This window comes from Pseudomonas sp. BLCC-B112, from assembly GCF_028550695.1.
Classification (GTDB): domain Bacteria; phylum Pseudomonadota; class Gammaproteobacteria; order Pseudomonadales; family Pseudomonadaceae; genus Aquipseudomonas; species Aquipseudomonas danubii.
Genome location: NZ_JAQQGK010000016.1, coordinates 1 through 20,866 on the forward strand (window position 1 = coordinate 1; position 20,866 = coordinate 20,866).

At 62.7% G+C, this 20,866-nt stretch carries 10 protein-coding genes; 9 read left to right on the forward strand and 1 reads right to left on the reverse strand.

The annotated features are described in order from the left end of the window. Positions 1-8,621, reverse strand: an 8,621-nt coding sequence (locus tag PQT43_RS29245) for a retention module-containing protein (protein ID WP_272755383.1), incomplete at its 3' end; no start/stop codon positions are given. A gap of 362 nt (positions 8,622-8,983) precedes the next feature. Between PQT43_RS29245 and PQT43_RS29250 the strand changes: the two genes are divergently transcribed. The 9 genes from PQT43_RS29250 (at position 8,984) to PQT43_RS29290 (ending at position 20,821) form a co-directional block, all read left to right on the forward strand. Continuing rightward, positions 8,984-10,336: a TolC family outer membrane protein gene (locus PQT43_RS29250; RefSeq protein WP_253085815.1), complete on the forward strand. Its 1,353-nt coding sequence runs from the start codon at positions 8,984-8,986 to the stop codon at positions 10,334-10,336. 37 nt (positions 10,337-10,373) lie between these two features. After that, complete coding sequence (locus PQT43_RS29255) at positions 10,374-12,530, forward strand: type I secretion system permease/ATPase (RefSeq protein ID WP_102882663.1); 2,157 nt, start codon at positions 10,374-10,376, stop codon at positions 12,528-12,530. Further along, positions 12,520-13,887 carry an HlyD family type I secretion periplasmic adaptor subunit gene (locus PQT43_RS29260; RefSeq protein ID WP_253085816.1) on the forward strand — a complete coding sequence of 456 codons (1,368 nt, stop codon included), beginning with the start codon at positions 12,520-12,522 and terminating at the stop codon, positions 13,885-13,887. The genes PQT43_RS29255 and PQT43_RS29260 overlap by 11 nt, the downstream gene beginning before the upstream one ends. A gap of 178 nt (positions 13,888-14,065) precedes the next feature. Beyond that, complete coding sequence (locus PQT43_RS29265) at positions 14,066-14,992, forward strand: LysR family transcriptional regulator (protein WP_102862548.1); 927 nt, start codon at positions 14,066-14,068, stop codon at positions 14,990-14,992. Between the two features lie 176 nt (positions 14,993-15,168). Next, entirely contained in the window at positions 15,169-16,713 is a 1,545-nt protein-coding gene (locus tag PQT43_RS29270; protein ID WP_267269182.1) for an MFS transporter, read from the forward strand. Between the two features lie 14 nt (positions 16,714-16,727). Next, positions 16,728-17,798, forward strand: coding sequence for an HlyD family secretion protein (locus PQT43_RS29275; RefSeq protein ID WP_267269183.1), 1,071 nt, complete (start codon positions 16,728-16,730; stop codon positions 17,796-17,798). After that, positions 17,795-19,291, forward strand: coding sequence for an efflux transporter outer membrane subunit (locus PQT43_RS29280; protein WP_258381524.1), 1,497 nt, complete (start codon positions 17,795-17,797; stop codon positions 19,289-19,291). The genes PQT43_RS29275 and PQT43_RS29280 overlap by 4 nt, the downstream gene beginning before the upstream one ends. Positions 19,292-19,361: 70 nt before the next feature. Then, the gene (locus PQT43_RS29285; protein WP_102882666.1) at positions 19,362-19,871 is read left to right on the forward strand and encodes a sigma-70 family RNA polymerase sigma factor; all 510 of its coding nucleotides are present in this window, start codon (positions 19,362-19,364) and stop codon (positions 19,869-19,871) included. Beyond that, positions 19,868-20,821, forward strand: a complete 954-nt coding sequence (locus tag PQT43_RS29290) for a FecR domain-containing protein (protein ID WP_110597170.1) — start codon at positions 19,868-19,870, stop codon at positions 20,819-20,821. Before PQT43_RS29285 ends, PQT43_RS29290 begins: the two co-directional genes overlap by 4 nt. Positions 20,822-20,866: the final 45 nt, after the last annotated feature.

Here is a 20,866-nt window from a genome sequence, read left to right on the forward strand (position 1 = left end):
GTCACGGCAGGTGCTGGGTTGGTGACCAGGTTCTCGAAGTTACCGCCGTCGGCTTTGGTGATGGTGGCTTCGACTTTGCCGGCATCCTTGTAGACGTCGTCGGCAGGCGCCGCAACAGTGGCGGTGCCGGAAGTGGCGCCAGCGGCAATGGTGATCACCGCGCCATTGCTCAGGGTCACAGTGACCGGAGTACCAGCAGCGTTGGTCAGGGTCGCGGTGTAAACGATGGACCCGCCTTCGGCCACGGAGTCGGTGGCACTCAGGCTCAGAGTCGTGGTGTCTGGTGTATCAGTAACCGAGGTTTCAGCCGGTTTGTCGCTGACCTCCAGCTTCTCGTAGTTACCACCGTCCGCTTTGGTGATGGTGGTGCTCAGAGAGCTACCGCCAGCCAGGGCGTCATTCGGCGCGGTGAAGTTCACCGAACCTTGGCTTTCGCCAACTGGGATGGTGATGGTTTGACCGTTGGACAAGGTCACCACAACTGGCGAACCGGTCACTGGCGCAGACACAGACGCGGTGTAAACGACGATGCCGCCCTCGGCGACGCTCGGAGTCGCCGTCAGGGAAACGGTGCTGGTATCGATAGTGTCAGTTACATCGGTGACCGCAGGCGCTGGATTGGTGACCAGGTTCTCGAAGTTACCGCCGTCCGCTTTGGTGATGGTGGCTTCGACTTTGCCGGCGTCTTTGTACACGTCATCGGCCGGCGCTGCGACGGTGGTGGTGCCGGAAGTGGCACCGGCAGCAATGGTGATCACCGCGCCGTTGCTCAGGGTCACAGTGACCGGAGTCCCTGCAGCGTTGGTCAGGGTCGCGGTGTAAACGATGGATCCGCCTTCTGTTACCGAGTCAGTAGCACTCAGGCTCAGAGTAGTGGTGTCCGGGGTATCGGTAACCGAGGTTTCAGCTGGCTTGTCGTTGATCTCCAGCTTCTCGTAGTTACCACCGTCGGCTTTGGTGATGGTGGTGCTCAGAGAGCTACCGCCAGCCAGGGCGTCATTCGGCGCGGTGAAGTTCACGGTGCCGGAGGATTCACCGACTGGAATGGTGATGGTTTGACCGTTGGACAAGGTCACCACAACTGGCGAACCGGTCACTGGCGCAGACACAGACGCGGTGTAAACGACGATGCCGCCTTCGGCGACGCTTGGGGTCGCTGTTAACGAAACGGTGCTGGTATCGATAGTGTCAGTGACATCAGTCACGGCCGGAGCTGGATTGGTGACCAGGTTTTCGAAGTTGCCGCCATCGGCTTTGGTGATGGTGACTTCGACTTTACCGGCATCCTTGTAGACGTCATCGGCCGGTGCCGCCACGGTGGCGGTGCCAGTTGTGGCGCCTGCGGCAATGGTGATCACCGCGCCGTTGCTCAGGGTCACGGTGACCGGAGTGCCGGCAGCGTTGGTCAGGGTCGCGGTGTAAACAATCGAACCGCCTTCTGCCACGGTATCGGTGGCAGTCACGCTAAGGGTGGTGGTGTCCGGTGTGTCGGTGACCGAGGTTTCAGCTGGCTTGTCATTGATCTCCAGCTTCTCGTAGTTACCACCGTCAGCTTTGGTGATGGTGGTGCTCAGGGAACTGCCGCCTGCCAGTGCATCGTTAGGCGCGGTGAAGTTCACGGTGCCGGACGATTCGCCAACCGGAATAGTGATGGTCTGTCCGTTGGACAGAGTCACCACAACCGGCGAGCCGGTAACCGGAGCCGTAACCGAAGCGGTGTAAACCACGGTGCCGCCTTCAGCGACACTTGGTGTAGCGGTTAACGAAACGGTGCTGGTATCGACAGTGTCAGTTACATCGGTGACCGCTGGCGCTGGGTTGGTAACCAGGTTCTCGAAGTTGCCGCCGTCGGCTTTGGTGATGGTGACTTCAACCTTGCCAGCGTCTTTGTACACGTCATCGGCCGGGGCCGCGACGGTGGCGGTGCCAGTGGTGGCGCCTGCGGCAATGGTGATGACTGCACCGTTGGACAGGGTCACGGTGACTGGTGTGCCAGCAGCATTGGTCAGCGTGGCGGTGTAAACAATCGAGCCACCTTCGGCCACAGAATCGGTGGCCGTCAGGCTCAGGGTAGTGGTATCTGGCGTATCGGTAACCGAGGTTTCAGCAGGTTTATCGCTGATCTCCAGCTTCTCGTAGTTGCCGCCGTCAGCCTTGGTAATGGTGGTGCTCAGGGAGCTGCCGCCTGCCAGTGCGTCGTTGGGTGCGGTGAAGTTCACGGTGCCGGACGATTCGCCCACCGGGATGGTAATGGTCTGTCCGTTGGACAGGGTCACTACAACTGGCGAGCCGGTCACCGGCGCCGACACAGACGCGGTGTACACCACGGTACCGCCTTCGGCCACGCTTGAAGTCGCCGTCAGGTTCACCGTCGAGGTATCGATGGTGTCGGTGACATCGGTGACGGCTGGCGCTGGGTTGGTTTCCAGGTTCTCGAAGTTGCCGCCGTCAGCTTTGGTGATGGTGACTTCGACCTTGCCCGCATCCTTGTACACGTCGTCAGCCGGTGCGGCGACGGTGGCTGTACCCGAGGTAGCGCCAGCGGCGATGGTGATGACTGCACCGTTGGACAGGGTCACGGTGACCGGAGTGCCTGCAGCATTGGTCAGGGTAGCGGTGTAGACAATGGAGCCGCCCTCGGCCACGGAGTCGGTGGCCGACAGGCTCAGCGTCGTGGTGTCCGGCGTATCGGTAACACTGGTCTCAGCGGGTTTGTCGTTGATGTCCAGCTTTTCGTAGTTGCCACCGTCCGCTTTGGTGATGGTGGTACTCAGAGAGCTACCGCCAGCCAGGGCGTCATTCGGTGCAGTGAAGTTCACGGTGCCGGACGATTCGCCAACCGGAATAGTGATGGTCTGTCCGTTGGACAGAGTCACCACAACCGGAGAGCCGGTAACCGGAGCGGTGACCGATGCGGTATACACCACGGTGCCGCCTTCAGCGACGCTTGGCGTAGCAGTCAGTGAAACGGTACTGGTGTCGATGGTATCGGTGACATCAGTCACCGCTGGAGCTGGGTTGGTGACCAGGTTTTCGAAGTTGCCACCGTCAGCTTTGGTGATGGTTGCTTCGACTTTGCCGGCGTCTTTGTACACGTCGTCAGCCGGAGCGGCGACTGTGGCGGTGCCTGAAGTGGCGCCTGCGGCAATGGTGATCACCGCGCCGTTGCTCAGGGTCACGGTGACTGGTGTGCCAGCGGCGTTGGTCAGGGTCGCGGTGTAAACGATGGACCCGCCTTCGGCCACGGAGCCGGTGGCGGTGAGGCTCAACGTCGTGGTGTCCGGGGTATCAGTGACTGAAGTTTCAGCCGGCTTATCGCTGACCTCCAGCTTCTCGTAGTTACCACCGTCCGCTTTGGTGATGGTGGTGCTCAAGGAGCTGCCGCCCGCCAGAGCGTCGTTGGGTGCGGTGAAGTTCACCGAGCCTTGGCTTTCGCCAACTGGGATAGTGATGGTCTGACCGTTGGACAGGGTGACGACGACTGGTGAGCCTGTAACCGGAGCCGAAACCGACGCGGTGTAAACCACGGTTCCACCTTCGGCGACGCTCGGGGTCGCGGTCAGGCTGACAGTCGACGTATCGATAGTGTCAGTGACGTCGGTGACGGCCGGAGCTGGGTTGGTGACCAGGTTCTCGAAGTTGCCACCGTCAGCTTTGGTGATGGTGGCTTCAACCTTACCTGCGTCTTTGTAGACGTCATCGGCTGGGGCTGCGACGGTGGCGGTGCCAGTGGTGGCGCCTGCGGCGATGGTGATCACCGCGCCATTGCTCAGGGTCACAGTGACTGGCGTGCCAGCCGCGTTGGTCAGGGTCGCGGTGTAAACGATGGACCCGCCTTCGGCCACGGAGCCGGTGGCGGTGAGGCTCAACGTCGTTGTATCCGGGGTATCGGTAATGCTGGTCTCAGCCGGCTTGTCGCTGACTTCCAGTTTTTCGTAGTTACCGCCGTCAGCCTTGGTGATGGTGGTGCTCAAGGAGCTGCCGCCAGCCAGGGCATCGTTCGGTGCAGTGAAGTTCACCGAACCTTGGCTTTCGCCAACCGGGATGGTGATGGTCTGACCGTTGGACAGGGTCACTACTACTGGCGAGCCAGTCACTGGCGCGGTGACCGACGCGGTGTACACCACAGTGCCGCCTTCAGCGACGCTTGGCGTAGCGGTCAGCGAAACGGTGCTGGTATCGATAGTGTCAGTTACATCGGTGACCGCAGGCGCTGGATTAGTGACCAGGTTTTCGAAGTTGCCACCGTCTGCCTTGGTGATAGTGACTTCGACCTTACCGGCATCCTTGTAAACATCATCCGCAGGAGCGGCAACGGTTGCAGTCCCCGAAGTAGCGCCAGCGGCGATGGTGATGACGGCACCGTTGGAGAGTGTGACCGTGACCGGAGTGCCAGCGGCGTTGGTCAGTGTTGCGGTGTAAACGATCGAGCCGCCCTCAGCCACGGTATCGGTAGCGGTCACACTAAGGGTGGTGGTATCCGGAGTATCGGTAACCGAGGTTTCAGCGGGTTTATCGCTGATCTCCAGCTTCTCGTAGTTGCCGCCGTCAGCTTTGGTGATGGTGGTGCTCAGAGAGCTGCCGCCAGCCAGGGCATCGTTCGGTGCAGTGAAGTTCACCGAACCTTGGCTTTCACCGACCGGGATGGTGATGGTCTGACCGTTGGACAGGGTCACTACTACTGGCGAGCCAGTCACTGGCGCTGTGACCGACGCGGTGTACACCACAGTGCCGCCTTCAGCGACGCTTGGCGTAGCGGTCAGCGAAACGGTGCTGGTGTCGATGGTATCGGTGACATCAGTCACAGCCGGAGCTGGGTTGGTGACCAGGTTCTCGAAGTTGCCACCGTCGGCTTTGGTGATGGTGGCTTCGACTTTGCCGGCGTCTTTGTAAACGTCGTCGGCTGGGGCTGCGACGGTGGCGGTGCCGGAAGTGGCACCGGCAGCAATGGTTATTACCGCGCCATTGCTCAGGGTCACAGTGACCGGAGTACCAGCGGCGTTGGTCAGCGTAGCGGTGTAAACGATGGACCCGCCTTCGGCCACGGAGTCAGTAGCACTCAGGCTCAGTGTGGTGGTGTCTGGCGTATCAGTAACCGAGGTTTCAGCTGGCTTGTCATTGATCTCCAGCTTCTCGTAGTTACCACCGTCAGCCTTGGTAATGGTGGTGCTCAGGGAACTGCCACCTGCCAGTGCATCGTTAGGCGCGGTGAAGTTCACGGTGCCGGAGGATTCACCGACCGGGATGGTGATGGTCTGACCGTTGGACAGGGTCACCATAACCGGAGAGCCGGTTACCGGTGCCGAAACTGATGCGGTGTACACCACGGTTCCACCTTCGGCAACGCTCGGGGTGGCGGTCAGGCTGACGGTGGAAGTGTCGATGGTATCGGTGACGTCAGTGACGGCTGGCGCTGGGTTGGTAACCAGGTTCTCGAAGTTGCCACCGTCCGCTTTGGTGATGGTGGCTTCGACTTTGCCGGCGTCTTTGTAGACGTCATCGGCCGGCGCTGCGACGGTGGCGGTGCCGGAAGTGGCACCGGCAGCAATGGTTATCACCGCGCCATTGCTCAAGGTTACGGTGACCGGCGTACCAGCCGCATTACTCAGTGTCGCGGTATAGACAATGGAGCCGCCTTCAGCCACGGAGTCGGTGGCCGAGAGGCTCAGCGTCGTGGTGTCCGGGGTATCAGTGACTGTAGTTTCAGCTGGCTTATCGCTGACCTCCAGCTTCTCGTAGTTACCACCGTCCGCTTTGGTGATGGTGGTGCTCAGAGAGCTACCGCCAGCCAGGGCATCGTTCGGCGCGGTGAAGTTCACCGTGGCGGAAGACTCGCCCACTGGAATAGTGATGGTCTGACCGTTGGACAGAGTCACCACAACCGGCGAGCCGGTAACCGGAGCCGTAACCGACGCGGTGTACACCACTGTGCCGCCTTCGGCGACGCTCGGAGTGGCAGTCAGGCTGACGGTGGAAGTGTCGATGGTGTCGGTGACATCAGTCACAGCCGGAGCTGGGTTGGTGACCAGGTTCTCGAAGTTGCCGCCGTCAGCTTTGGTGATGGTGGCTTCGACTTTGCCGGCATCCTTGTAAACATCGTCTGCAGGAGCGGCAACGGTGGCAGTCCCCGAAGTGGCGCCTGCCGCGATGGTGATGACGGCACCGTTGGAGAGTGTGACCGTGACCGGAGTGCCAGCGGCGTTGGTCAGTGTTGCGGTGTAAACGATCGAGCCACCTTCGGCCACAGAATCGGTGGCCGTCAGGCTCAGGGTAGTGGTATCTGGCGTATCGGTAACCGAGGTTTCAGCGGGTTTATCGTTGATCTCCAGCTTCTCGTAGTTACCACCGTCAGCCTTGGTAATGGTGGTGCTCAGGGAGCTGCCGCCTGCCAGTGCATCGTTTGGCGCGGTGAAGTTCACGGTGCCAGAGGATTCGCCAACCGGGATAGTGATGGTCTGTCCGTTGGACAAGGTCACCACAACCGGGGAGCCGGTAACCGGAGCGGTGACCGAGGCGGTGTAAACCACGGTTCCACCTTCGGCAACGCTCGGAGTGGCGGTCAGGCTGACGGTGGAAGTGTCGATGGTGTCGGTGACATCAGTCACAGCCGGCGCTGGGTTGGTGACCAGGTTTTCGAAGTTGCCGCCATCGGCTTTGGTTATGGTGACTTCGACTTTGCCGGCATCTTTGTAGACGTCATCGGCTGGTGCCGCGACGGTGGCGGTGCCGGAAGTGGCACCGGCAGCAATGGTGATTACCGCGCCATTGCTCAGGGTCACGGTGACCGGAGTACCGGCAGCGTTGGTCAGGGTCGCGGTGTAAACAATCGAACCGCCTTCGGCCACGGTATCGGTAGCAGTCACGCTAAGGGTGGTGGTATCCGGAGTATCGGTAACCGAGGTTTCAGCTGGCTTGTCGTTGATCTCCAGCTTCTCGTAGTTACCACCGTCAGCTTTGGTGATGGTGGTGCTCAGAGAGCTACCGCCAGCCAGTGCATCGTTTGGCGCGGTGAAGTTCACGGTGCCGGAGGATTCACCGACTGGAATAGTGATGGTCTGGCCGTTGGACAGGGTGACCACGACCGGCGAGCCGGTAACCGGAGCCGTAACCGACGCGGTGTAAACCACAGTTCCACCTTCGGCGACGCTCGGAGTGGCGGTCAGGCTGACGGTGGAAGTGTCGATGGTGTCGGTGACATCAGTCACGGCAGGCGCTGGATTGGTGACCAGGTTTTCGAAGTTGCCGCCATCGGTCTTGGTGATGGTGACTTCGACCTTGCCCGCGTCCTTATAGACGTCATCAGCCGGTGCGGCCACGGTGGCGGTGCCAGTGGTGGCGCCAGCGGCGATGGTGATCACTGCACCGTTGCTCAGAGTCACGGTGACCGGAGTCCCAGCAGGATTGGTCAGTGTCGCGGTGTAGACGATGGAGCCGCCTTCGGCCACGGTGCCGGTGGCCGACAGGCTCAGGCCGGTATCGTCAATGGTGTCAGTGACTGTGGTCACGGCCTTGTCGGTGCTGGGCACCAGGCTCTCGAAGTTGCCGCCCTCGGCCTTGGTGATGCCGACCTCGATGGTGCTGCCGTTCTTGTAGACATCGTTGACCGGGGCCGCGACGTCGATCGAACCGCTGGACTTGCCCGCTTCGATGGTGATGACCGAACCGTTGGACAGGGTAATGGTCACCGGCGTTTGCGCCGGGTTGGTCAGGGTGGCGGTGTAGGTGATCTGTCCGCCTTCGGTGACGTTGGCATCGGCTGTCAGGGTGACGGTGGTGGTGTCGATAGTGTCGGTGATCTGGGTCACCGCCGGGGTTGGATTGACGGTCACCAGCAGGCCACCGCCGCCAGCGGTGCCGGTCACGCTCACGCTGATCTGGCCGGGGTCGATGTAGACGTTGTCTTGGGGCGCCAGAGGGACCTGCACGCTGCCAGTGGTTTGGCCCGCACTGATCACGATGACCGCACCATTGGACAGGGTGACGGTCAGGTCGGTCAGCGGTGCCTGGGTCAGAGTGGCGGTATACACCAGCACACCACCGGCTTCGGTGATGGTCGGGGTGGCGCCCAGGGTCAGGGTCGCCGGACGCAGCGAATCACTGCCACTGCCGTTGCCATTGGCCAGGCCATTGTTGTTGGTCAGCCCGCCAATAGTGTTGTCCTGGGCCGAAGTGGCCAGCCCCAGGCCGGCCGTCGGGAAGCCGATGGTCGGGTCCACCCGGCCAGCGGTTTCCTCAAGCTGGACGAAGCTATGGCCGCCCCCGGCGGCACCGCCCGTACCTGCTGCGGACGGGCCGGCAGCGGTGGCTTCCAGGTCGGTGGTCGGGTCGACACCGGCGGCAATGGCCTGCTGCAGTTCAGCCACCGATGGCGCGGCTTGCGCGCTGGCCTGGGCCAGGTCGGTGCTGGAGTCCGGTGCGGCACCGCTCCATTGAGTGTCGCGGCCAAGGTCGAGGGTACGCCCGTCGGTCAACTCCAGGGTAACGGCCCCTGCCGGGCCGGTATCCACCTGGTCACCCACGAACAGGCGGTCGCCTTCGATGAGTACGCGCCGGATTCCTTCCGGGGAAACTACGAAAACTTGACCGACAATGCTTTTGACGATGGCAACAACACTGCTCATTGGGGACTCTCCGGTGTACCGCTCAGTTGACATCCATGTACCGGCTTGGGCGCGGGCCGCAACTCAGTCTGGAGGTACATTGCTGTGTAATTGGGAACGGGTATTTGACAGTATAGCCGTCAATATTTTGGCTAGATTTTTTCGGGATTAACTTTATGCCAAACTATTGACCTTCTGGGTGCCATCCTAAACAATCGCCGAATTAATGTCACATTGATATTCGTGCAGTAACCTGACTTGAAGTGTGTGAATCAGTTCTTAGTTTGAACTTTCCGACGGACGGTCGTTGTGGTTGCAATCATTCGATGTGACGCCACGTTATGACGTGTTTCTGGACATGCTGTCCGAGGGAAATTCTTACCATGCGTTTTCACCTGTTCAAGGCCCTGCCATTCGCCTTAGCTGCCAGCTTCGTGCAGGCACAAACACTCCCCGAAGCCATGCAGAAAGCACTGGATGTGCACCCGGAAATTCAAGCCGGGGTAAACAGCCGTCTAGCCGCCGACTATCAACTTAAAGCCGCCAAGGGTGGCTACTTGCCACGCGTCGATATGCTTGCTGGCTACGGCCGTGAAGGCACAGATAACCCTAGCACTCGTGCGGGCACTGGCAACAATCACTGGGAAACCCTGAACCGTAGCGAGTCAAGTTTACGTCTCCAACAGATGGTTTTTGATGGTTTTGCCACGTCCAGCGAAGTGGGGCGTCAACAAGCCACCGTCAACTCTCGGGCTTATTCCCTGCTGGGTACTTCCGAGCGCACCGCGCTGACCGTGGCCCAGGTGTACCTGGATGTGTTGACCCGTCGTCAATTCGTGCAACTGGCAGAAGACAATTTGCGTAATCACGAACGCATCTACGACCAGATCAAACTGCGCACCCAGCGTGGCGTGGGCAGTGGCGCCGACCTTGACCAGGCCGAAGCGCGCATGGCCCAGGCCCGCAACAACCTGATCACCGAGCAGACCAACCTGGCCGACGCCCAGACCAACTACCTGAGTGCGGTAGGGCAGATGCCGGATCAACTGGAACGCCCTGCCAGTTTTATGGCGATGCTGCCGGCCAACCTCGATGAGGCCCGCCGTCAGATGCTGGAAAACAGCCCGATCCTGCGCTCCGCCGAGTCCGACATTGTCGCTGCCGAGAAGCAGTACGACGCCGCCAAATCGGCGTTCTACCCACGCTTCGATGCTGAGCTGGGACGCACCGCCGACAACGACCTCGACGGTCAGAACGGCCACAACAATGAATGGCAGGCCATGTTGCGCATGCGCTTCAACCTGTTCGCCGGCGGCAGCAACAAGGCCGATCTGGAGTCCAAGGCCTACCAGTCCAACCAGGCGCTGGATATCCGCAACAACGCCCTGCGGGTACTGAACGAAGAACTGGGCCTGGCCTGGAACGCCTTGAACAATGCCAACGCCCAGGTGCCGATCGCCCAGCAATATGTTGATCGCAGCATGGCGGTGCGCACCGCCTACCAGAAGCAGTTCAGTCTGGGCGAACGTACCCTGTTGGACTTGCTCGACAGTGAAAACGAACTGTTCACCGCCTCCCGGCGTTTGGCCGAGATCCAGAACATTCAGTTATTTACTCAGTATCGAATCAAGGCGACCATGGGCGAGTTGCTCAAGAGCCAGGGAGTGGTCGCACCTATGGCTTCGGTCGTGCAGAACGATGCGAAGCCCAAGGTCCAGCTGCCTGGGATGAATTGAGCTACTTTCATCCTATTGCCAGCCAAGAGTGTCCAGCGTGGAACCAGAAGTCAGTCGTGTGCAACTCAGTCATGATCCGCGCGGCATGCATGACGACCCCTTGCTGGATGGGCTGCTGACCCTTTGCTTCCTGCATCAGAAGCCCGCCAGTGCGGCCATGCTGACCACGGGTCTGCCATTGCCGTCACAGCGCTTGAGCGCCGAGCTGCTGCCCCGTGCGGCGGCCCGGGCCGGGCTGCAGGGGCGCGTTTTGCGTCGCAAGCTCGAGCAGATTCCGACCATCGCGATGCCCGCCCTGCTATTGCTCAAGGACGGCCGCAGCGCCGTGCTTCTGGGCTGGCAGGGTGAGGACCAGGCACGGCTGCTGCTCAGCGAAAGCGACGGCGGTGAAGTCTGCGTCAATCGCCAGCTACTGGCCGACGACTACAGCGGCCAGGTGTTCTTTGCCCAGCCCCAGCACAAGTTCGACGTCAATCACGGATCGCTGATTCCCCGGGCCCGCTCCTGGTTCCGCGACACCCTCAAGCGTTCGCGCTGGTTGTATGCCGACGCCATCGCCGCGAGCCTGCTGATCAACATCATCGCCATGGCCGCGCCGCTGTTCGTGATGAATGTCTACGACCGGGTAGTCCCCAACCAGACCACCTCGACCCTGTGGGTGCTGTCCATTGGCATCATGGGCGCCTACATTTTCGACCTGATCCTCAAGAGTCTGCGCAGCCTGTGCCTGGACCTGGCGGGGAAAAAAACCGACCTGATCATTTCCGCCACGCTGTTCGAGCGCATCGTCGGCATGGCCATGAAGTACCGCCCGGCTCGGGTCGGTAGCTTCGCCCAGAACATCCATGAGTTTCAGAGTCTGCGGGATTTTCTCGCGTCCCTGACCCTCACCAGCCTCATTGACCTGCCGTTCACCCTGCTGATTTTCCTGGTGATCGCCATCTTGGGCGGGCACCTGGTGTGGATCCCGGTGCTGGCGTTCCCCATCGCCCTGGGTATCGGCTACGCCTTGCAGAAGCCCCTGGTGGCGACCATGGAGAAAACCATGGCCCTGGGTGCCGAGCGTCAGTCGAGCCTGATCGAAACCCTGGCCGGGCTGGACGCGGTCAAGGTCAACAACGCCGAAAGCGAGCGTCAGTATCAATGGGAGCAGACCATTGGCACCCTCAGCCGCCTGGAACTGCGGGTGAAGATGCTCTCCAGCCTGGCGATGAACATCACCTTGCTGATCCAGCAACTGGCCGGGGTGATCATGATCATCTTCGGCGTGTACCAGATCATCGACGGCAACCTCAGCATGGGCGGGCTGATCGCTTGCTACATGCTCAGCGGCCGGGCCCTGAGCCCGCTGGCCTCGCTGTCCGGCTTGCTGACCCGCTACCAGCAGGCCCGCGTCACCATGACCTCAGTGGACCAGATGATGGAACTGCCTCAGGAGCGCAATTTCGACGAGCGTCCCCTGAGCCGCAGCGTGCTGCAGGGCGCCATCGAATGCCGGCTGTTGAATTTCACCTACCCGGGGCAGCAGAACCCGGCGCTGAAGAACATCAATCTGGTGATCAAGCCAGGCGAGAAGGTCGGCATCATCGGCCGCAGCGGCTCGGGCAAAAGCTCCCTGGCCAAGCTGCTGGTAGGGCTTTACCAGCCCGATTCCGGTGCCTTGCTGGTGGACGGCGTGGACATCCGCCAGATCGATGTCAGCGAGTTGCGCCATAACATTGGCTACGTGCCTCAGGACATCCAGCTGCTGGCCGGCACCCTGCGGGACAACCTGACCTCCGGTGCCCGCTACGTTGAAGACGAGTTGGTGCTGCAAGCCGCCGAACTGGCGGGGGTTCACGAATTTGCCCGGCTGCACCCGCAAGGCTATGAATTGCAGGTGGGCGAGCGTGGACAGAACCTGTCCGGTGGCCAGCGTCAGAACGTCGCCCTGGCCCGTGCCCTGTTGCTCAACCCGCAGATCCTGTTGCTCGACGAGCCCACCAGCGCCATGGACAACACCGGTGAAGAACGCCTGAAGCAGCGCCTGGAGTCAGTGGTGCAGAACAAGACCGTGGTCCTGGTTACTCACCGGGCGTCGCTGTTGTCGCTGGTGGATCGGTTGTTGGTGGTGGACCGTGGACAGATCCTGGCCGATGGCCCGAAAGCGGTGGTGATGGAAGCGTTGAAGAAGGGGCAGATCAGTGTTGCTTAAGTCGGGATTCAAGGACTCGATCCGCCGCTATTTCAAAGGCACCGATTCTCTTCAGGGGCAGCCGCTGCCTGAGGTCAACAAGGCCCTGATCGAAGATGCGCCTCGGGTCATTCGCCTGACCATCTGGGGCATCATCGCGTTCTTCCTGTTCCTGGTGCTGTGGGCCAACTTCGCGGTCATCGACGAAGTGACCAAAGGCGAGGGCAAGGCCATTCCGTCGTCCAAGGTGCAGAAGATCCAGAACCTGGAAGGCGGCATTGTCTCCGAGCTGTACGTCAAGGAAGGCCAGGTGGTGGAGGCCGGAGCGCCGCTGATCCGCCTGGATGACACGCGCTTCCAGTCCAACGTCGGCGAGACCGAGACTGTGCGCCTGTCCATGTTGCTGCGGGTCGAGCGCCTGAGCGCCGAGGTCGATGACCGGGCGCTGAATTTCCCCGAGGACGTGCTCAAGGAAGTCCCCGGCCAGGCCGCCAGCGAAAAGTCCCTCTATGAAAGTCGTCGCCAGCAACTGCATGACGAAATCGGCGGCCTCCAGGAACAGCTGATCCAGAAGCAACAGGAGCTGCGCGAGTTCACCTCCAAGCAGGCTCAGTACCGTCAGCAGCTGGGCTTGCAACGCCAGGAAATTGCCATGTCCGAGCCTTTGGTGGCCCAGGGCGCGGTATCACCGGTGGAAGTGCTGCGGCTCAAGCGTGCCGAAGTGGAAACCCGCGGCCAGTTGGACGCCACCACCCTGGCGATTCCCCGTGCCGAATCGGCGATCAAGGAAGTGCAGCGCAAGATCGATGAAACCCGCGGCAAGTTCCGCAGCGAGGCCCTGACCCAGCTCAACGAGGCGCGCACCGAACTGAACAAGGCCAGCGCCACCGGCAAGGCCCTGGAAGACCGGGTCAGCCGGACCCTGGTCACCTCGCCGGTGCGCGGTATCGTCAAGCAACTGATGGTCAACACCATCGGTGGCGTGATCCAGCCGGGCAGCGACATGGTGGAGATCGTGCCCCTGGACGACACCCTGTTGGTGGAAGCCAAGATCCGTCCCCAGGACATCGCGTTCCTGCACCCGGGGCAGGAAGCGATCGTCAAGTTCAGCGCCTATGACTACACCATCTACGGCGGCCTCAAGGCCCGCCTGGAGCAGATCGGTGCCGACACCATCACCGACGAAGACAAGAAAACCACCTATTACATGATCAAGCTGCGCACCGACCGCAGCCACCTGGGCACCGATGAAAAACCGCTGCTGATCATCCCCGGGATGGTCGCCTCGGTGGACATCATCACCGGCAAGAAAAGCGTCCTCAGCTACCTGCTCAAGCCGATCATCCGCGCCCGCGCTGAAGCCCTGCAAGAGCGCTGATCACCCTCATTGCCTGACGCTGGCTGCGAATATGTCCTCAAGGTCGTCTTCGCCGGCCTGGGGGCTGGCGTTGCTGTGCCCCGCATCACGGGCAAGGGTTGATCTTTCTCATCTCTCCGGATGGCAAGCCTGCTAGCATTGCGTTCGAATCAATCCTGCTCCGCCATGAGTGCTTAGCATGCAACTCCCGGATATGAACCTTCTGGTCGCCCTCGATGCCCTGCTGGACGAGGGCAGCGTAGTCGGCGCCGCACGACGCATGAACCTCAGCCCTGCGGCGATGAGCCGGACCCTGACGCGGATTCGCGAAGCCCTGGGCGACCCGGTGCTGGTGCGTGCCGGGCGTGGCCTGGTGCCCACCCCCAAGGCCCTGGAGCTGCGCAGCCAGGTGCGTGATCTGGTGGAGCAGGCGGCGCTGCTGTTTCGCTCGGCGGACCAGGTCGACCTGTTGTCGTTGCGGCGGCGCTTCAATGTGCGCGCCAACGACTTTTTCGTCGGCGTCTATGGCGGTCGCCTCATCGACACCCTGGAGCGTCAGGCGCCTTTGTGCGAGCTGCGCTTTGTGCCGGAAGGCGATGGCGATGACGAGGCCCTGCGGGAGGGGCGCATTGACCTGCGGATCAGCAACACCCGGCCCCTGACCCCGGAAGTGAAGGTGCAGAACCTGTTCACCACGGCCTTTGTCGGCCTGGTGCGTGAAGGCCATCCATTGTTGGACGAAGACATCACCGCCGAGCGTTTTGCCGCGTTTCCCCATATCAGCATGTCGCGTCGAGGCATTGCCCGTGGGCCGATCGATACGGCGCTGGCGGAGCTGGGCCTGGAGCGTCGAGTGCCGCTGATTGCCCCGGGCTTTCACGCCGCCATGTTCATGCTGCCGGATTCGGACCTGATCCTGCCGGTGCCCCAGGAAACATTGCTCAGCGTATCGCGCCTGGGCCTGCGTCTGCGCTCCTTTGTCCTGCCGATTTCCCTGCCGACCCTGGTCCTGACCCAGGCCTGGCACCCGCGCTACGACAAGGACCCGGCGCACAAGTGGTTCCGCGAAACCCTGCGCAGCTCCTGCCAGGCCACCTGGCAAGAAGCCCAGCCGACCTCTTCGTAGGCGCCGGCTTGCCGGCGAAAGCGGTCTTGATGGCCCCTTCGCTGGCAAGCCAGCTCCTACGGTCAATAGGGTTAATTGTTGCGTTTGGTGCACTTATAAAGTGTCGATAAGTCAGTTTTCGTCAGTACTGGCTGTTCATAAACTGCTCTGGTTTTCTTGTCTGGAGCAGTATTTCCATGAGTTCTCTCGCTGTCGCTGCGCCCGCTTCGGTTGAAGCCGCCAGCAAGCCGGCAGCCATTGCCCCACCGGTCTTCGGACCGCGAATCATCATCGGCCTGGTGGGTGTGCTGCTGGTGGTGCTGGTTTCCGGTCTCAACGACATGGTGACCAAGATCGCCCTGGCGGATATCCGCGGCGCGTTGTTCATCGGATTCGACGAAGGCACCTGGCTGGTGGCGTGCTACTCCGCCACCTCGGTGGCGGCCATGGCTTTCGCGCCCTGGTGTTCGGTGACCTTTTCCCTGCGGCGTTTCACCCTCTGCGCCATTGCGCTGTTCACCCTGCTGGCGGTGCTGTGCCCCTTCGCCCCCAACTACCAGAGCCTGTTGCTGCTGCGCACTCTGCAAGGCCTGGCCGGAGGCGCGCTGCCGCCGATGCTGATGACCGTGGCCCTGCGCTTCCTGCCGGCCAACGTCAAGCTCTACGGCTTGGCCGGCTATGCCCTGACCGCCACCTTCGGCCCGAGCCTGGGCACGCCCCTGGCGGCACTGTGGACCGAGTACGTGGGCTGGCGCTGGGCCTTCTGGCAGGTGGTGGCGCCCTGTCTGCTGGCCATGGCGGCGGTGGCTTACGGCCTGCCTCAGGACCCGTTGCGTCTGGAGCGTTGCAAGCAGTTCAACTGGCGTGGGCTGCTGTTGGGCTTCCCGGCGATCTGCATGCTGGTGATCGGCATCCTTCAGGGCAATCGCCTGGACTGGTTCGAGTCGCCGCTGATCAGTGTGCTGCTGGTCGGCGGGCTGGTGTTGCTGGTGCTGTTCATGATCAACGAATGGTCGCAGCCGATTCCCTTCTTCAAGCTGCAGATGCTCGGCATCCGCAACCTGTCCTTCGCCCTGCTGACCCTGGCCGGGGTGCTGGTGGTATTGACCGCAGTGATCATTATCCCGTCGGCGTACCTGGCTCAGGTCCAGGGCTATCGACCGTTGCAGACCGCACCGGTGATGCTGGTGATGGCCTTGCCGCAACTGCTGGCCCTGCCCCTGGTGGCGGCCCTGTGCAACCTGCGCTGGGTCGACTGCCGCTGGGTGCTGGGGATCGGCCTGGGCATGCTGGTGCTGTCTTGCCTGGGGGGCACGCACCTGACCTCGGCCTGGATTCGTGACGATTTCTATGGGCTGCAACTGCTGCAGATCTTCGGCCAGCCGATGGCGGTGCTGCCGTTGTTGATGCTGTCCACCGGCAGCATCACGCCGGTGGAGGGGCCCTTTGCTTCGGCCTGGTTCAACACCGTGAAAGGCCTGGCGGCGGTGGTCGCCACCGGGGTGCTGGATGTGCTCACCACCCACCGTTTGCATTTCCACTCGACGATGTTGGTGGACCGCCTGGGCAATTCGCCCCTGGTGGACGACCGGGTGCCCGGGCTGGCTCAGCGCCTGCACCAGCAAGCCTTGGTGCTGACCTCCGCCGATCTGTATTTCTGCATGGCAGGGGTGGCCGCTGCGCTGATCCTGCTGATTTTCTGGCTGCCGACGCGGATCTATCCACCACGGGCGCCCACTTGAACGAGAAGGTTTTTATGACGATCCAGAGCAAAGACAAAATCGCCGTCGCCGTGGCGACGGTAGCGGCCCTTGGCGTGCTGGCCTACCTGGTGATGCCGGGCCTGTTCGGCCGCTCCAGCGAGCAGAGCACCAACGACGCCTTCATCGCCGCCGACTACACCCTGGTGGCGCCGCGGGTGGCCGGGTTCATCAAGGAAGTGCTGGTGGAGGACAACCAGCAGGTCAAGGCCGGGCAACTGCTGGCGCTGATCGATGACCGTGACCTGCGGGCCGCGGCCCAGGCGGCGGATGCCGAGACCCTGGTGGCCCAGGCCCAGTTGCAGAACGCCCGGGCCACCCTGGACCGGCAGAGCTCGGTGATTGCCCAGGCCCAGGCGGCCCTGGGAGCGGCCCGGGCCGAAATGGCCTTTGCCGAGCACGAACTCAATCGCTACAACCACCTGGCCGGGGTCGGCGCCGGCACCGTGCAGAACGCCCAGCAGGCCAAGACCCGCATCGACCAGGCCAGCGCCCGGCTGGCCACGGCCACTGCGGCCCTGGCGGCGGAGCGCAAGCAGGTGGAGATCCTCACTGCCCAGCGTGATGCGGCCGAAGGCGGCCTGAAGCGGGCCCAGGCAGCCCTGGAAATGGCCAGCTACGAGCTGTCCTACACGCGCATCGTCGCCCCGGTGGACGGCATGGTCGGCGAGCGCGCGGTACGGGTTGGCGCCTATGTCACTCCCGGCAGCAAGATCCTCGCCGTGGTGCCCTTGCAGCAGGCCTATGTGCTGGCCAACTTCCAGGAAACCCAGCTCACCGCCATGCACGCCGGGCAGGCGGTCGAAGTTCGGGTCGACAGCCTGGGCGGCGAAACCCTGCATGGCCGCGTCGAGAGTCTGGCCCCGGCCACCGGCGTGACCTTCGCCGCAGTCAAGCCGGACAACGCCACCGGCAACTTCACCAAGGTGGTGCAGCGCATTCCGGTGAAGATTCTCCTGGACCCCAACCAGCCCATGGCCGAGCGCCTGCGGGTCGGCATGTCGGTGGAAGCCAGCGTGGACACCCACAGCTCCACCACCCGTGCCCGCGAGGTGACCCAGCGATGAGTATCGAGCGGCAGATCCAAGAGAGTTCGTTGCCAAGGCACCTTTCGTGGCGCCCTGCATTGCTGGTGCTGAGCTTGCTGGCGTTGGGGGCCTGCAGCGTCGGCCCGGATTTCCAGCGGCCCCAGGCGACTCAGGTCCAGGCCTGGTCGGCCCCTGCGCAGGCCGCCGCCAGCCAGGCGGTGGACAGTGCCATGCAGGAGCGCTGGTGGGAGGTGTTCAACGATCCACAACTGTCGGCCCTGAGTCGCCGCGCCCTGAGCGACAACCTCGACCTGCAACTGGCCAGCAGTCGCTTGCAGCAGAGCCGGGCGGCGCGCCAGGTGATCACCGCCGAGCGCTACCCGAGCACGGCGGCCAATGGCGGCTACGGGCGCAAGCGCAACAGTGGCGAAGGCTTGAGCGACCCCTCGGGGAACAACGGCAAGTCAGCCTTCAATCTCTGGGAAGCGGGTTTTTCCGCCGCCTGGGAGCTGGATCTGTGGGGCCGGGTCCGGCGCGAGACCGAGGCCGCCGACGCGACCCTGGAAGTGGCGGAGAACGACCGGCGCGGGGTGCTGCTGTCGGTGCTGGCGGAGGTCGCTCAGGACTACATCCAACTGCGTGGCGTGCAGAGCACCCGAGCCGTTACCGAGCAGAACCTCGAGGTTGCCCGGCGCAGTCTGAAACTCTCGCAACTGCGCCTGGCCGATGGCGTGGCCACTGACCTGGATGTGGCCGAAGCGGCGGCCCAGGTCGCGACCATCGAGGCCCGGCTGCCGGAGTTGCAGCAGCGTCAGGCGCAGTTGATCAACGCCCTGAGCCTGCTGCTGGGCGAGCCGCCCCAGGCCCTGCACCAGGTGTTGGCCAGTGACGCGCCGGTGCCCCAACCCCCGAGCCAAGTGGCCATCGGCCTGCCGTCGCAGCTGGCCGAACGCCGCCCCGATATCCGCCAGGCCGAGGCACGGCTGCATGCTGCTACGGCCAGTATCGGCGTGGCCAAGGGGGATTTCTATCCGCGCATTACCTTGTCCGGCAACTTCGGTTCCCAGGCCCTGCAATTGGCAGATTTTGGTTCCTGGAGCTCCCGCCAGTTCGGCATCGGCCCGCAGTTCAGCCTGCCGCTGTTCGACGGGGGTCGTTTGCGCGGCATGCTCCAGTTGCGCGAGGCCCAGCAGCAGGAAGCGGCCCTAGCCTATCAGCAGACCGTGCTGCGGGCCTGGCACGAAATCGACGACCAGTTGACCCGCTACAACGCCAGCCAGCTGCGCCGCGACAGCCTGGCCGAAGCGGTGCGGCAAAATCAGATCGCCTTGCGTACCGCGCAGCAGCAATACGTCGAAGGAGTGGTGGATTTCGTCAACGTCCTGACCGTGCAGGGCGCCTTGCTGGCCACCCAGGAGCAACTGGTGGAAAGCTCAGCGGGGGTGTCCCTGTCCATGGTCGGTTTGTACAAGGCGCTGGGGGGAGGCTGGGAGTCGGTGTATCCGCTGCACGCCGCCAGTCAGGGGCACTGAAAGCCTTTTTGCCTGGATTGAGAAAAAAGTGTAATGATAATTGCTCTCAATCATGTGTGCAGTTTCATTCATGGAAGCAACCACTGACGGTAACGCCCAGCTCCATCGTCTGTATCGAGATCATCACGGTTGGCTGCAGAGCTGGTTGCGCAAGCGCCTGGGCGATCGCGAGCATGCGGCGGATGTGGCGCAGGACACTTTCCTGCGCCTGTTGCTGTCGGGGCGCTTTCCCGGGCACCAGGAAAGCCGCAGTTACCTGGCGCAGATCGCGCGCAATCTGGTGATCGACCAGTGGCGCCGGTTGCGCATCGAGCGCGCCTACCTGGAAAGCATCGCCCACCTGCCGGAACCCCAGACGCCCTCCCTGGAAAGCCGCGCACTGATCCTCGAAACCTTGATGCAGATCGACGCCATGCTCGATCGCATGCCGGACAAGGTGCGCCAGGCCTTTGTCATGTCGCAGTTCGAAGGGCTGGGTTATGCCCAGATTGCCGAGCGCCTGGAGGTTTCTGTCAGTTCGGTGCAGAAGTACATGATCCGTGCGATCCAGGCCTGCTATCAGGTGCTTTACGAAGAATGAAGGCGCATCAGGCACCCATTGCTCCCGCCATCGTCGAGCAGGCCAGTGAATGGCTGATGCTGCATTGGGGTGGTGAGCTCGATGCGCAGCAGCGCGAGGCGTTCGTGGCCTGGCAACAGGCTGACTCCGAACACCAGCGGGCCTGGCAGCGCTTGCAGCAACTGCAACAAACCCTGGGCGGGGTGCCGGAGCACAGTGCCCATGTGCTGCTGGCGCAGGCCCCGGACCCGCAACGACGTGCGGCGCTGAAACTGTTGGGCTTGCTGTTGGTGGCCGGGGGCAGCGGTTACCTGGTCCAGGACAGCCAGCCTTGGCGGGCGGCCTTTGCCGGGCAGCGTACGGCCACCGGAGAAATTCGCCACCTGACCCTGAGCGACGGCAGTCGCCTGGACCTCAACAGCGCCAGCGCCGTCGACCTGCTGTTCAGTGCCAGTGAGCGGCGCATCCGTCTGATCCAGGGCGAGCTCCTGCTCACCAGCGGGCATGATGCCTCGCGGCCGCTGATCGTCGAAACCGCCGCCGGAGACATCCAGGCCCTGGGCACGCGCTTTGCCGTGCGCGAGCTGGACGGCGGCACCCGGGTCGATCTCTACGAAGGTGCGCTGCGGGTCAGTCCCCGGCATGCCCCGGCCCTGCAACTCAAGGCCGGCGAGCGCCTGTGGTTCAGCGCCGGGCGGGTTTCGGCGCGGCAAGTGGCCGAGGTCAATGCCAGCAGCTGGAGCCAGGGCCGGCTGATTGCCGAACGCCAGCCCCTGGGGCAGTTCGTCACCGAGCTGGCGCGTTATCGCCCGGGGCTGTTGCGTTGTGACGAGCAGGTGGCCGGCCTGTTGCTCACCGGGGTCTTCCCCCTGGCGGACAGCGATGCGGTACTCGCGGCCCTGGAACGTTCGCTGCCGGTGCGGGCGCACGCGGTGACCCGCTACTGGGTGACCCTCAAGCCGCGGGACTGATTGCAAATAATTCTTCTGCGCGATTGTCGATTCTGCTGAGCTGTC